13 protein-coding genes are annotated in these 13691 nt (G+C 47.1%); 5 read left to right on the forward strand and 8 right to left on the reverse strand.

All coding sequences use genetic code 11. From position 1 onward, the window contains the following. Positions 1-170: 170 nt before the first annotated feature. Entirely contained in the window at positions 171-1349 is a 1179-nt protein-coding gene (locus ACKA06_RS04455; protein ID WP_411159050.1) for an acetyl-CoA C-acetyltransferase, read from the reverse strand. A gap of 35 nt (positions 1350-1384) precedes the next feature. Continuing rightward, a complete protein-coding gene (locus ACKA06_RS04460) occupies positions 1385-3769 on the reverse strand; it encodes a 3-hydroxyacyl-CoA dehydrogenase/enoyl-CoA hydratase family protein (RefSeq protein ID WP_032086516.1) in 2385 nt (794 codons plus the stop codon). A 292-nt stretch (positions 3770-4061) separates the two neighbouring features. On the opposite strand from ACKA06_RS04460, the gene ACKA06_RS04465 reads away from it, so the two are divergent. The 3 genes from ACKA06_RS04465 (at position 4062) to ACKA06_RS04475 (ending at position 6380) form a co-directional block, all read left to right on the forward strand. Then, positions 4062-4196 (forward strand): YuzL family protein, encoded by a 135-nt coding sequence (locus ACKA06_RS04465; protein WP_074440089.1) that lies wholly within the window; start codon positions 4062-4064, stop codon positions 4194-4196. A 475-nt stretch (positions 4197-4671) separates the two neighbouring features. Next, the gene (locus tag ACKA06_RS04470) at positions 4672-5301 is read left to right on the forward strand and encodes a YczE/YyaS/YitT family protein (protein ID WP_411159051.1); all 630 of its coding nucleotides are present in this window, start codon (positions 4672-4674) and stop codon (positions 5299-5301) included. 131 nt (positions 5302-5432) lie between these two features. Next, a complete protein-coding gene (locus ACKA06_RS04475; protein WP_032086517.1) occupies positions 5433-6380 on the forward strand; it encodes a bile acid:sodium symporter family protein in 948 nt (315 codons plus the stop codon). 15 nt (positions 6381-6395) lie between these two features. Here the strand turns inward: ACKA06_RS04475 and ACKA06_RS04480 are convergent, their stop codons facing one another. After that, positions 6396-8105, reverse strand: coding sequence for a potassium/proton antiporter (locus ACKA06_RS04480; protein WP_411159052.1), 1710 nt, complete (start codon positions 8103-8105; stop codon positions 6396-6398). Between the two features lie 318 nt (positions 8106-8423). Then, positions 8424-9344: a proline dehydrogenase family protein gene (locus ACKA06_RS04485; protein WP_411159053.1), complete on the reverse strand. Its 921-nt coding sequence runs from the start codon at positions 9342-9344 to the stop codon at positions 8424-8426. A gap of 284 nt (positions 9345-9628) precedes the next feature. Between ACKA06_RS04485 and ACKA06_RS04490 the strand changes: the two genes are divergently transcribed. Both ACKA06_RS04490 and ACKA06_RS04495 read left to right on the forward strand, forming a co-directional pair. After that, positions 9629-9892, forward strand: a complete 264-nt coding sequence (locus tag ACKA06_RS04490) for a hypothetical protein (RefSeq protein WP_058299829.1) — start codon at positions 9629-9631, stop codon at positions 9890-9892. Between the two features lie 18 nt (positions 9893-9910). Then, positions 9911-10270: a spore coat protein gene (locus ACKA06_RS04495; protein WP_058299830.1), complete on the forward strand. Its 360-nt coding sequence runs from the start codon at positions 9911-9913 to the stop codon at positions 10268-10270. Positions 10271-10747: 477 nt separating this feature from the next. Here the strand turns inward: ACKA06_RS04495 and ACKA06_RS04500 are convergent, their stop codons facing one another. The 4 genes from ACKA06_RS04500 to ACKA06_RS04515 are packed head-to-tail and all read right to left on the reverse strand — an operon-like array spanning position 10748 to position 13690. Next, positions 10748-11011 (reverse strand): DUF2573 family protein, encoded by a 264-nt coding sequence (locus tag ACKA06_RS04500; protein ID WP_411159054.1) that lies wholly within the window; start codon positions 11009-11011, stop codon positions 10748-10750. A gap of 19 nt (positions 11012-11030) precedes the next feature. Continuing rightward, positions 11031-11807, reverse strand: a complete 777-nt coding sequence (locus tag ACKA06_RS04505; protein WP_411159055.1) for an IucA/IucC family C-terminal-domain containing protein — start codon at positions 11805-11807, stop codon at positions 11031-11033. Then, positions 11804-12619 (reverse strand): ABC transporter ATP-binding protein, encoded by an 816-nt coding sequence (locus ACKA06_RS04510; RefSeq protein ID WP_411159056.1) that lies wholly within the window; start codon positions 12617-12619, stop codon positions 11804-11806. The genes ACKA06_RS04505 and ACKA06_RS04510 overlap by 4 nt, the downstream gene beginning before the upstream one ends. 15 nt (positions 12620-12634) lie before the next feature. Further along, positions 12635-13690 carry a FecCD family ABC transporter permease gene (locus ACKA06_RS04515; protein ID WP_411159057.1) on the reverse strand — a complete coding sequence of 352 codons (1056 nt, stop codon included), beginning with the start codon at positions 13688-13690 and terminating at the stop codon, positions 12635-12637. Position 13691: the final 1 nt, after the last annotated feature.

The following is a 13691-nucleotide window of genomic DNA, read 5'->3' on the forward strand; positions in this document are numbered from 1 at the left end:
CCTCCTCGTCGCTGCGCTCCTGCGGGGTCTCGACCTTTCCTCTATCTCCCGTCGGAGTCAAGTGCCTTCCGCTCCAATCCACTCTCGTTTTTCAATATGGTTAATAAATTATCAAATCTTAGTTGCTTAATAGAAACTCAATCAAATGTCATTTCAGCATTAGAAATGAGTTAACCAATTAGTTCAAACACCCCGGCTGCTCCCATTCCGCCGCCGATGCACATGGTGACGATGCCGAATTGCTGGTTGCGGCGTTTCATTTCGTGGACGAGTGACAGGGTCAATTTTGCACCTGTGCATCCAAGCGGGTGACCGAGTGCGATCGCACCGCCGTTTACGTTCACTTTGTCTTCATCAAGGTCAAGCTGGCGGATGACCTGGATCGACTGTGAAGCGAATGCTTCGTTCAGTTCGAACAGGCCGATATCAGACAGCTCAAGACCTGCCATCTTCAGTGCACGGGGAATCGCTTCGACAGGACCTATTCCCATGATTTCAGGCGGCACCCCTGCTACGGCAAAGCTTCTGAACTTCGCCATCGGCTGCAAGCCGAGGCCGTCTGCTTTTTCACGGTCCATGACCATCACTGCTGCAGCCCCGTCACTTGTTTGAGACGAGTTCCCTGCCGTTACAGACCCTTTTACATTGAAGGCTGGGCGCAGTTTGCCAAGTACCTGTGAATTTGTTCCAGCACGTACTCCTTCATCTTTTGCAAATTGAAACGTCTTTTCTACCAGTTTGTTCTCAGCATTCACAGTACGCTGGACCACATCTACCGGCACGATTTCATCGTCGAATTTTCCTTCGGCTATCGCTTTTGCTGCTTTCTGGTGGCTCCTCACTGCAAATTCATCCTGGTCTTCACGTGATACGCCGAATTTCTTCGCCACTTCTTCTGCCGTATGGCCCATGCTCATGTAGTACTGTGGAGCCGTTTCAGCAAGCTTAGCATTCGGGCGTACGACGTGCCCCATCATTGGTACAAGACTCATTGATTCCGCTCCGCCGGCAATCGCCGTGTCAGAATGGCCCAGCATGATTTTCTCGGCTGCATAGGCGATTGACTGCAAGCCTGATGAGCAGTAACGGTTGATCGTAATGGCAGGAACCGAGCTCGGAAGCCCTGCAAGGCCTCCGATATTTCTTGCCATGTTGAGGCCCTGTTCGGCTTCCGGCATCGCGCATCCGATGATCAGATCGTCGATATTCCCTTCATAATTTCCCGCGCGTTTCAATGTTTCTTTAACGACCAGGGCACCAAGGTCATCCGGTCTGACACTTGCCAATGACCCTTTTCTTGATCTTCCGACTGGTGTTCTGGCACCAGCCACTATGACTGCTTCACGCATGATGTTCCCCCGCTTTCTGGATTGGTTTTATATGATTAGTTGCGTAATGGTTTCCCTTTGACAAGCATGTGCTGCATTCTTTGCTGTGATTTCGGCTGAGCGATCAGACTCAGGAATGCTTCCCTTTCAAGATCCAATAAATACTGTTCATCAACTTCTGTCCCGAACGGCACTTTTCCGCCGGCGATCACGTACGCCAGCTTCTTGGCGATCAAAAGGTCGTGTTCTGAGATGAATCCTGATTGATACATGGATTGTGCTCCCAGTAAAAGCGTACCGTATCCCGTTTCGCCTGTTACCGGGACTTTCTTGCGAATCGGTGCTTTATACCCGCTCTCATAGAGGGCGATCGCAGCCTGTTTCGCATCATATAATAAATGATCGCCGTTCACACTCACGCCGTCAGCCTTGCTGAGGAAGTTGTTTTCCCTTGCTTCATCGCCTGAGGTCGACACTTTTGCCATGGCGATCGTTTCGAATACTTTATTCGCTACTTTCTGAAGGTCGAATTCCACTCCATTCGGAAGGTTCGCTAGATGTTTCATATAAAGTTCTTTGTTTCCGCCTCCGCCCGGGATCAGGCCGACTCCGACTTCCACAAGCCCCATATAAGTTTCCATGCTTGCCTGAATATGTGCAGCCGGCAGGCAGACTTCACTTCCGCCGCCGAGCGTCATGCCGAATGGTGCAGCAACGACCGGTTTAGTGGAATATTTGACTTTCATCATCGCCTGCTGGAAGTGACGGACAACCATATCAATTTCAAATACGTTGTCATCCTGCGCTTCCATCAGGATCATCGCGAGGTTGGCACCTACACAGAAGTTCTTGGCCTGGTTTCCGATGACCAGACCTTTGAAATTCTTCTCTACTTCATCAACCGCGTAGTTGATCATCTGGATGATATCCAATCCGATTGCGTTGTTAGGAGAATGGAATTCAAGGAGTGCGACACCGTCCCCGATATCGATCAGGCTTGCACCTGAATTTTTCTTGAGAAGCTTGCCTTGCTTTTTCAACAGCTTCAAGTCGATCACTTTCGGGTTACGCTCTACAAGCTTGTATTCACCATTATGGTAGAAATACAGCTCTCCCTCTTCTTCTTTATAAAAATGCGTATGGCCAGCCTCGAGCATGTCTTCCACCCACTGAGGTACGGTCACGCCTTCTTCTTTCATTCGTGTAACGGATCTTTCAACCCCGATGCTATCCCAAGTTTCAAACGGTCCAAGCTCCCAGCCGAATCCCCATTTCATGGCGCGGTCGATCGCCACGATATCATCAGCGATTTCACCGTGCAGCTGCGCGGAATAAGTAAGCACCGGGGACAGGATGTTCCAAAGGAGGGAACCTGCTTTATCTTTCGCATAGGCGAGGGACTTGATTTTATTCCGGAGTCCCTTTTCATTCTTGCTCATTTCTACAGAAGCGGTCTTCAGCTTTTTACGCGGCCCGTATTCCAAGGTGTCCGGGTCCAATTCAAGGATTTCTTTCCCCTGCTTCAGGAAGAATCCCTGGCCGCTCTTGCTTCCAAGCCAGCCGTTATCAAGCATCTTCTGCATGAATGCCGGTACTTCGAATACCTTCTTCTCGTCCCCGTCCACTTGGTCATAGACATTTTTCGCCACGTGAGCGAACGTATCCAGACCAACGACATCAAGCGTCCTGAACGTTGCACTCTTCGGTCTGCCGATTAACGGGCCTGTGATGGAATCTACCTCACCTACGCTGTATCCGCCTTTGAGCATTTCCTGTACGGTCACAAGCAGGCCGTATGTCCCGATTCGGTTTGCGATGAAGTTCGGTGTATCTTTTGCAAAGACGACGCCCTTCCCGAGTGCATCTTCACCGAACGTTTTCATGAAGTCCACCACGTCACGATCGGTCTTCTTAGTCGGGATGACTTCAAGAAGTTTCAGGTAGCGCGGCGGATTGAAGAAGTGGGTGCCGAGGAAGTTCTTCTGGAAATCGTCCGAACGGCCTTCTGCCATCGCTTCGATTGAAATACCCGATGTATTGGAGCTGATGATGCTGCCAGGCTTACGGTGTTGTTCAACCTGTTCGAATACTTTCTTTTTAATGTCCAGATTTTCAACGACGACCTCGATGACCCAGTCGCACTCGCTGATTTTCTCCATGTCGTCTTCAAAGTTACCTGCTGTGATCAGCGATAAGTTTTGTTTGGAAGTGAGTGGAGCAGGTTTTTGTTTAAGGAGCTTTTTTAAAGCGTTTTCACTCATGCGATTGCGAAACGCCTTGCTTTCTGTTGTCAAACCCTTCGCTTTATCTTCTTCTGTCAATTCACGCGGGACGATGTCTAATAATAGTGTTGGAATACCGATGTTCGCTAAATGTGCCGCAATCCCGGATCCCATTACTCCCGATCCCAATACTGCAGCTTTTTGAATTCTGCGCGTCAATGTGTTCTCCCCCTTTGTTTGCACTGTGTTTCATTGGATAACCGGCCTGATTGGTCAGGTCCGGACAACTTTGAATGAATACTCATTCATTTTTTCTTCAAAAAAAAGATCCGAATGAGTTTCTGTTATCTATAATATATCGGATATTCTAAAATATCGCAATATTTAAACGTTTAAAATTGTGAAATTTTTTCAGTTTTTCTGAAGTGGCTCCAATTCCTTGGCCCTCTCCCATATGTTCATGTCATAAACTCCCCGCCATCAGGACATTTTAAGAATGGAGGTGTTTTTCATGGCAAAACGCAAAAAAGATCCTTCAAGAGCAGGCGTCAGCGCAGCCAGTGTAAAAGGAAATGCCGGCCCGACAGTTGAAGCTGACGGCGGCGGAAAAGTAAACAGTCAGAACAATCAATTCAAGAAGCAATAATGGATGGTCACAGGCATCATTAGGGGTGCCTGTGAGTATTCAGCATGGATTTTCATGAGCTGAATGGCTTTAGTTCGACCGGTGGAACGTACTTGCGACCTCGACCTAGCTGACCGGGTTTTTACGGACGTTTTCGTTTTATGCTGACTTTTTTAGATTTATGCTGAAAAAATTCATTTTATGCTGACTTTTTCCGATATATGCTGACAAATTTTCATTTATGCTGAATTTATTCTATTATATGATGATTTTTGAAATAAATGGAATTTGCGCTGCAACTCCCATCCCCCTGATAAATTCTTCTACCTGTCCCTACATACATGCAAATGCAAAAATTAACTTTGATTCCTCGTACATTATGAAGTAAACTAATAGTATTGCATCAGGTTGTCAGACCTCTTACTTTTCTCTTGGCAGTAAGACTGGCAGCCTGCTTATTTTTGATAACGTTTACAGACAAGGAGAATGACATACGATGATGATGCGCAGATCGTTATTTTTTACTATAGGATTATTCATTTTGACACTGGGGGTTTCCCTTATCATTAAATCGGGGCTCGGGGCTTCTGCATGGGATGCGCTGGCGGTCGGTCAATCCAGGATGTTCGGGATCACGGTTGGTACGGCGGTATTCATCAATGGGATTGTGTTGATCGCACTCAATGCCGTGATTATGAAGAAACGCCCGGATATCCTGGCAACGGCAACGATCTTTGTGATCGGACTATTAATTGATTTCTGGCTGATGATCGTATTGGCTGAATTTGCTCCATCCATGCTCATTAATCAATTCATTGCGCTTGGATTCGGCATCCTGACAGTGGGGCTAGGTGTAGCTATCTATCTCCAGGCTAATTTCCCTGCAAGTCCGATGGACACGCTGATGGTGGCAATCCATACCCGTTTCGGCCTGAATCTTAGAAACTCGCGGATCCTGTCTGAAGGATTTGCGTTGACACTTGCTTTCTTATTCAGGGGAGATATCGGAATCGGCACCATCCTGGTCACGGTCCTGTTAGGATTCGTCGTCCAATATCTATATCCGATTTTCGAACAGCTTTTTGAAAGGAAAGCTGTTGCTAAAGTGGCTGTCCCAACCGAATAATCTGTACCCGAAAACGACCCTTCTTCCCCGGAGCGGTCGTTTTTCTTTTCACCAAACAAATTCCAGGAAAATACAAGCCGAAAAATGATATGATGATTCTATTATTCTATTATATGTATGGGAGCGTTAAGATGCTGCAGGTATTAAATAAAAAATTGGAGAAGCTCATGCCTTTCATAACGCCGTCTGCCGTATTGATCGGTGTCTTGTTCTCTCCTTATTTATCTCCTTTGACGTTCATGGTCCCGTGGGTTTTCGCAATTATGACTTTTTCAGGCTCATTGAGCTCTAATTTTCATTCCGTCAAACGGGCCGTTACATTCCCGCTACCGCTTCTGACTTCCCTATTCATTCTTCATATATTGATGCCGCTGTGGGCGTTCGGGATGGGAAGCATCGTGTTTCCCGAAGACGGGCTCACAGTGACGGGGCTTCTGCTCGCTATGGTCATTCCAACCGGGATCACGAGCTTTGTCTGGGTCACCATTTATAAGGGGAATATCGGTCTTGCACTGTCGATCATCCTCGTGGATACGATCCTTTCCCCATTCATCGTCCCGGCCAGCCTTTCTCTAATTGTCGGACAAAAGGTGGAGATGGACAGCTGGAGCATTATGGCCGGCCTCCTCTGGATGGTTGTGATTCCGTCGCTGATCGGGATGCTGTTAAATCACCTTACGAAAGGAAGCATCAAGGACACATTGGGAAAACAATTGTCCCCTTTTTCCAAAATAGGGATCGGGGTCGTTGTCGCAATCAACTCATCTGCTGTTGCACCTTATTTAAGACATATCAGCTTGAAATTATTACTGATTGCTTTAACGGTTTTATTCATCGCCTTTTCAGGATTCGCCCTCGCATGGCTCCTCGGTACCCTGCTGAAGCAAACGAGGGATACGAAAGCAAGCCTGTTATTCACCGGAGGGATGAGAAACATCAGTGCCGGGGCGGTCATCGCCGTTCAGTACTTCCCTGCTGCCGTTGCCGTTCCGGTTGTGATCGGCATGCTCTTCCAGCAGGTGCTTGCCTCCCTGTTCGGATTCTTATTCCATCGCCATGAGGTGAAAATGAAGGCATAACAAAAAAGGACCCTTCTACAGGTCCTTTTTTATTATACTGTTTTTCGATTCCGTTTCGGATTCCGGTGGAGGTTCGTCATTTACATCCGACGCATTTTTTTCATCGTTTTCTTTAGACGCTTCGGCTGATCTGCCACTCTCAGTATTCTCTATATGAAGGCCCTCTTGACTTGAGCGGCTTACTTCATCTTGACTCTCTTCTTCAAGAACGTCACCTGTTTCAGCCTGGTTCAGTCCCTCATTATCTTTCACGTGCCCGCCGGCCGAGCCGTCAGAGTCTTTCTTTGCATTCAACAGCTGATGAATATGCTTCCGTTGGCTTTTACTTGCAAGCACATACAGCGTATCGTCTGCTTTGATGATGGTATCCCCTGTGGGGGTGATGAGGTCATTTTCCCGAATGACTGCAGAAATCAGGGTCTTTTTAGGGAGTTCGATCTCCTTGATGGCTTTACCGGTGATGAATGCTTCGTCATTGATGTGGACTTCGATCATTTCATTATTGGTCTTACCGATGCTAACAAGTTCAATCGTGTGGGCAAGCGGCGGACGGTCCTTTCCGGCAAGCTTGAGATAATTCGCAAGCGGGGTGATCGTTGCCCCTTGAACCAAAGCGGATAAAAGGACGACGAAGAACACCACATTGAAAATAATTTCACTGTTTTCAATCCCCGCCACCATCGGGAAGGTGGCAAGTACGATTGGAACGGCCCCTTTCAGGCCGGCCCAGGATATGAAGAATTTTTCTTTCATATTGAAGCTTTTACCGAACGCAAGGGCTATATAGACACCAAGCGGACGGGCGACAAAGATGAGGAGAACCGATAATATGATGCCCTGGAGTGCGATTCCCGGCAGATGCTGCGGAAATACAAGCAGACCCAGGAGGATGAACATCACGATCTGCAGCATCCATGCAAAACCTTCATTGAAACGTATGATGGACTGCCTGTAAGTCAGTTCCCCGTTCCCTACAAGGATGGCCATCACATAGACGGCAAGCAGCCCGCTGGCACCCGCAATGGTGGTCAGTGAATAAGTAAGGATGGCCAATGATACAGAGAGCACCGGATATAAACCCGAAGAATCAAGATTGATCCGGTTGATGATCCAAATGGAAGCAAGTCCGAACAAGACTCCGAACAAGGCTCCCATCCCCATCTGCCAGAAAAAATCCAGGACTAGATTGAACGGATTGGAATTCGGGAATTGGATGAGCTGCAGGAATGCCACAGTCAGGAAGATCGCCATTGGATCGTTGCTGCCCGACTCAGCCTCCAGTGTGGCGGAAATTTTCGGCTTGATGTTTTTATTGCCCAACACCGAGAAAACGGCTGCAGCATCAGTGGACCCGACAATGGCACCAAACAGCATACCCTCAAGCCAGCTCAGGTCGAGGATATATTTTGCGGCAACCCCGATGGACAGGGTCGTCACGAGCACCCCGATCGTGGCAAGTGATAATGAAGGCTTATACACACCCTTTATATTGCTCCATTTCGTCTGGAGTCCGCCTTCAAATAAGATGATGATGAGTGCGATTGTACCGATGAATTGGGTGATATGAGCGTTATCAAAGAAAAAATATGTATTCAGGAGCATTCCGACAGCAATGAAGAGAACAAGAGATGGTACGCCAAGACTTGAGGAAAACTTGGCAAAAAGGACGCCGATCAGAAGCAGGAGTGCAAGAAGGAATGAAACATTTTCGATAGAAAAATCCATTTAATCGCCTCGTAGAAAGTTTTTAAGTTATATTAATTATACTATATTGTGAATTAGGTCACAATTAATCCCCCTTGATGGTTATGAATATTAAAAAAATAAAAACTCCACAAATAGGTCCGTGGAGTTTTCCATTCTTATTTAGGCTCTTTTCTTATACTTTGTTGCTTCACAACCAAGAAAATACCGGAACATGGGTATTTTCAAGTTGTCCGTCCGTCTCTTGTTGAAGATTGAATTCGAAAAGAGCACGACCACAAGCTGCAAAAAGGTTATAAGTCTATTAACGAAAAGCGACAACCTTTTAAAAAACAGCCCCTATTTATTTTTCATGACACCTTTCAAAACAAATGCCACGTTTGCCGGACGCTCGGCGAGACGTCTCATGAAATAGCCATACCAGTCAGTGCCATAAGGGACATACACCCGCATTTTGTAGCCTTCCTGCACCAATTCACGCTGACGCTCCACGCAGATTCCAAAGAGCATCTGGAATTCGAACTGATCACGCGGGATGTTATGTTCTACAGCAAGCTTCTTAGTATAATCGATGATTTTATCATCGTGTGTCGCGATCGCCGTATAATTACCGTTCAGCATATGCATCTTGATGATTTTCTTGAAGTTTTCATCAACATCTTTTTTCTCAGGAAATGCAACTTTCGACGACTCTTTATAAGCACCTTTTACAAGACGCAGATTTGGGGAGTAGGCGTTAAGTTCTTCCATATCCTTCTCTGTTCTGTAAAGGTAGGCCTGAATGACTGTACCAATATTGTCATATTCCGATTTCAATGTCTTGAAGATCTCGAGCGTCTTCTCGCAGCGTGAGTAATCCTCCATATCGATCGTCACGAATACATCGTGTATCTTCGCTTCTTCAAGGATCATCCTCATGTTCTTCGTTACAACATCCTCCTGGAGATCAAGTCCCATTGATGTCAGTTTGAGTGATAACTGGGAACGCAGCTTCTCCCTCCCGATCGCACGGACCGCTTCTACACATTCAAGTGCCATTTGGTTGGCTTCCTCGACGTTATCGACAAACTCACCCAAATAGTCAATTGTTACCACAAGATTCTGTTTATTCAATTCACGAATGACCTCTACCGCTTGATCTATTGAAGAACCTGCGACAAATCTGGCCGCTCCGAAACGCAGGCCGTACTTTTTGGCCATTTTAGTGATCGGTTTATTTTTAGAAAGGAATAAAAAGAAATTACGCATTGCTTGCTCCATGTTGCTACCTCCCTGAAAAGAACATATATGTCATACTATGAAAACGTTTTCTTTTTTGATAAAAAGAAAAGATTTCTTGTAGTATTCTGTTTACCAACATTTTATCACCTATTAAACGTTTTGAATATACTTTTGTTACTTTCTTAGTAGAATATTATCGAAATTTGTTGAAGGTGCATAACCTGCATGAAAAAAGGCACAATAACTGTTGTTGGAGCTCAGCATGGTTTTATTTCCAAAACATATATTAGGTCAAAATACTTATTTTTAAGGAGGAATTATTTATGCAGCAGCAACCTCAACAGGGCAGCCAGCAGCAGGCATATGCGCAGCCCCCTCAGATGTTAACGACGAAGGATTCACTTTATTTGAATGATATGCTTGCATGGAATTTGACGGCTATGAAGAAATGCCATTTTGCAGCTACCCAGTGCCAGGACCAGGAAATCAGAGCAGAACTGGATAAGTGCGGACAGATGCATCAGCGCCATTATGAGCAATTGCTGGCACACTTGAACACAACTACTACTAATCAGGGCATGATGTAGAAAGGAGACTAAACTCGCATGAATCAGCAAAACCAAAATCAGCAGAAGATCCAAAACCCGCAGACGCAGGTCCCATCCACTCCGCAAATGAATGACCGTGATTTCATCACAGACGTGCTGTCTCACGAAAAATACATGACCGCTTCATACTGCACGGCACTTAATGAAGCAAGCCACCAGGCGCTGTATCAGGATCTGCTTACGATCTTCAACGAAACACAGAACGCCCAGCGCGAACTGTACAACGAAATGTTCCGCAAAGGCTGGTACAAGCTCGAAGCAGCCGACAGCCAGAAAATCCAGCAGTCCTATCAGCAGCACCAGCAGTACTCTTCCCAGTTCCCATATGGGACAGGTGCAGGCGGACAGCTTCAATAGTTTGTTTTAGATGCGGCGGTCTCTTTTTATGGGACCGCTTTTTTGTTAGTGCGTACGGATGAATGGGCTGGACTGGATTTTGGGGACTCTTGCAGCATTGGAGGAAAAATAGGAGCCGGGCTTATTTCAGAGTAGCGTTTGCTGCATTGAGAGGGAAGAAATGGACTTTGTCGTGCCCGGTTTACTGTTGATTTTGGCAGGATTCCAGTTGAATTGAAGAGAAATTGACTCATTTTTATAAAAACCACCCTGTCTATCCCCGCAGCATTCGGCTTTTGTGTAAAATACGTGCCACTTTTCAGAAATACGATCCACTTTCCCCGTTTTTCAAGCAATTTGTCGAATTTTCTTTATGGGCCACACTTACGCATCCGCACACCCAAAACTACACACCCTCCCCCGCCGCATCCACATACCAACCCACAAAAAAAAGCACCCCTCCCAGGGCACTTTCAAAACCTATCAGCTAAAAATCGTCTATTCATCCTTCTTCTTCCGGTTCATTTCCTCACGATGAGCCTCGTTCAGCTCTTTGATCTCACCGATGATTTTCTTCATTTCTTCTTTGCCGTCGGGATACAGTGAATTCCAGTGCTTCACGAGGGCCGGCATTTGTTTGGCGACGAATGAGTAGAGTGCATATTGGGTCACCATTTCTTTTTTCTCAGGGGACGTGTCGCCGATAAGAAGCTCTGTGTATTTATCAAGGAGTGCATCAAATTGTTTCGGAAATTCGCTCATGCTATTCAGCACCTCCAGTTTAGTTTGATTCACAAACCGTCCGCTTCACCTTGCACGTCTGCGGACAGGTCTTACAGCGGAATTGTTCGCCGTTCTCCAGTCGGTAGGAATAACAGCATGTCTTCCGGACCCGGATTTCATCGTCCAGACCTTCAACTTTTACTTTTTCAGTATAATATTTCTTTAAAGGATTCTTCTTATATTCACCGAACCACCTGCTGTTCTCGTCGCTTAGTAATTGGACAAAATCATCCTGCTTCTGATCCCTATCCGAGGTAAATGCTTCATTTTCATAAATCCAGAAAAGATAGACCGCAACATTTTCCCACAGGATCAGATCCGGCAGCTTAACGGAGCGTTTCAACACGCCGACCATTTTATCAAGATGCCCCGAGAACAGGGAATGGATGAATTCATCTTTTTCAGCAGGGGAAGTAAATTCCCAGACACTTGGATCTTTCAGATGAATTCGAGGGAGCCACAGCCCATTGTCATTTACATGATCGACAAGCACAAGATTGCCTGGTGACAGATTCAATTTCCTGTTCCAGCAGGTTGCAGCGAGCACCCCGAGCGCTGCAACAAACGCATACCGCTTCATGAAAAGGGATCCGGCTGTCTTCAACTCGCTGGATCCCATCAGGGCGAACCTGTCTTCAAGATAGCGGACCATCTTCCCTTCATCAAAAAGAAGCCCCGATGCTTCAGTGCCGCCCGAACCAGACGGGATCCCCTTCAAAAAGCGGTACTGCTCAAGCAGGGCCCACTGATCTTCAGTCAGTGAAGCAGGCCTCATACCGGCTCACCAACAGAATTGAGGATGCATCTGCCTTTGCCGAACGGGATGCAGAGCGGCGTTCCGAATAATGGATCGCTTGTCACCTGGCAGTCCATATCAAAGACATTCTTCACCAACTGGCAGCTGATGATTGATTCAGGTTTCCCCTGTGCATAAATCTTTTGGTCCCGGATGGCCACGATATTGTGCGCGTAGCGGCAGGCAAGATTCAAATCGTGGAGGACCATGACAATCGTGCGCTCTTCCGTTTCATTCAATTCAAACAGCAGATCGAGGATTTCAATCTGATGGGTCATATCCAAATACGTGGTCGGCTCATCCAGCAGGATGATGTCTGTATCCTGGGCAAGTGTGAGCGCGATCCAGGCACGCTGGCGCTGTCCGCCTGACAATTCATCGACTTTGCGGTGCTGCAGTTCTTCCATTTTTGTTGCCTTCAGTGCATTCTGGACGATTTCCTCATCTTTATGGGACCATTGTTTGAGCCATGTCTGATGCGGGTATCTCCCCTGTTTCACCAGCTGGAGCACCGTCAGCCCCTCGGGAGCCGTCGGTGATTGCGGAAGGATCGCCATCTTACGCGCAACTTCTTTGGTGGACAGCTTGGCAATGGCATCGCCTTCTAAAAGGACAGACCCCTGCTTCGGCTTCAATAAACGCGCGATGGAACGGAGCAATGTCGACTTCCCGCATCCGTTCCCTCCGATGAATACGGTGATTTCCCCTTTGGGAATGTCAATATTCAGTTCATCGATGATTATCCTTTCACCATAAGCCAGGGTTAAGTCTTTCGTTTCAAGCATGCTCATTACGCAGCCAACTCCTTAAGAATTTCTTGTTTTAAATAGAAGATAGATAAAATACGGTGCACCGATTGCGGCGGTGAACACTCCGGCAGGAACCTCGAGGGGCAGGAAAAGCGTCCGGCCGATCAAGTCAGCGAGCATCACCAGGATCCCGCCAATGAGAGCAGATGCCGGAAGCAATGCGCCGTAAGACGAGCCTACCATCCTCCTCGCCATATGAGGGGCCATCAAGCCGACAAATCCGATCCCTCCTGCAAAGGAAACCGCTCCGCCTACCAATACTGTTGCCATGAGAAGAAGGAAGAACCGCTGCCTTTGGACATGTCCCCCAACTCCCTTGGCCAGTTCTTCACCAAGTTCCTGGATATTCAATTGACGTGTGATAAAAAAGCTGATCAGGATGAACGCGATGCTCCATGGAAGGAGGATCGACACATCCTGCCAGTCCGACCCGTTTACAGTACCGGTGATCCAGATATTTGCCTGGCTCGCCCTGTAGATGGGACCCATGATCATCAACAGTGTTGTGACTGCCTGGGTCAAGGCTGAAATCCCGATACCGATCAAAACGAGCCTGACTGGCGAGACGCCTTTTCTCCAGGCAAGAAAATAAACGAGGAAAGCGACTACGGCTGCCCCTATGAAAGCAGCGACCGGCATCCACTGGATGCTGACCGGCAGTGTGCCGTCCTCATTACTGAATATCGTCAAAAATGCGACGACCGCCGCTCCCGCTCCGCCGGTGATCCCGATGATATCCGGAGAAGCAAGCGGATTTCTGATCATTCCCTGCAAAATGCCGCCGGCAACTGCAAGGGCCATCCCCGCAAGGAGCGCGATGATGATCCGCGGCAGACGGAAGGATTTCACGACGAGCTGTTCAAGGCCCGTTCCGCCTTCAAAAAACACACTGACGACATTCCACGGGGCGATCTTCATATCCCCTATCCCGGTACTGACTATCAATACAAGGACAGCCAACACACCAAGTACCGTCACTTTTTTTAATGCGGACATATCGATCAAAAAAGATATTCTATCTTTAAACCAGCGTTTTCCTATGAATCTATTCATT

Origin of the sequence: Rossellomorea oryzaecorticis (assembly GCF_045897515.1) — a bacterium.
Lineage (GTDB): Bacteria > Bacillota > Bacilli > Bacillales > Bacillaceae_B > Rossellomorea > Rossellomorea enclensis.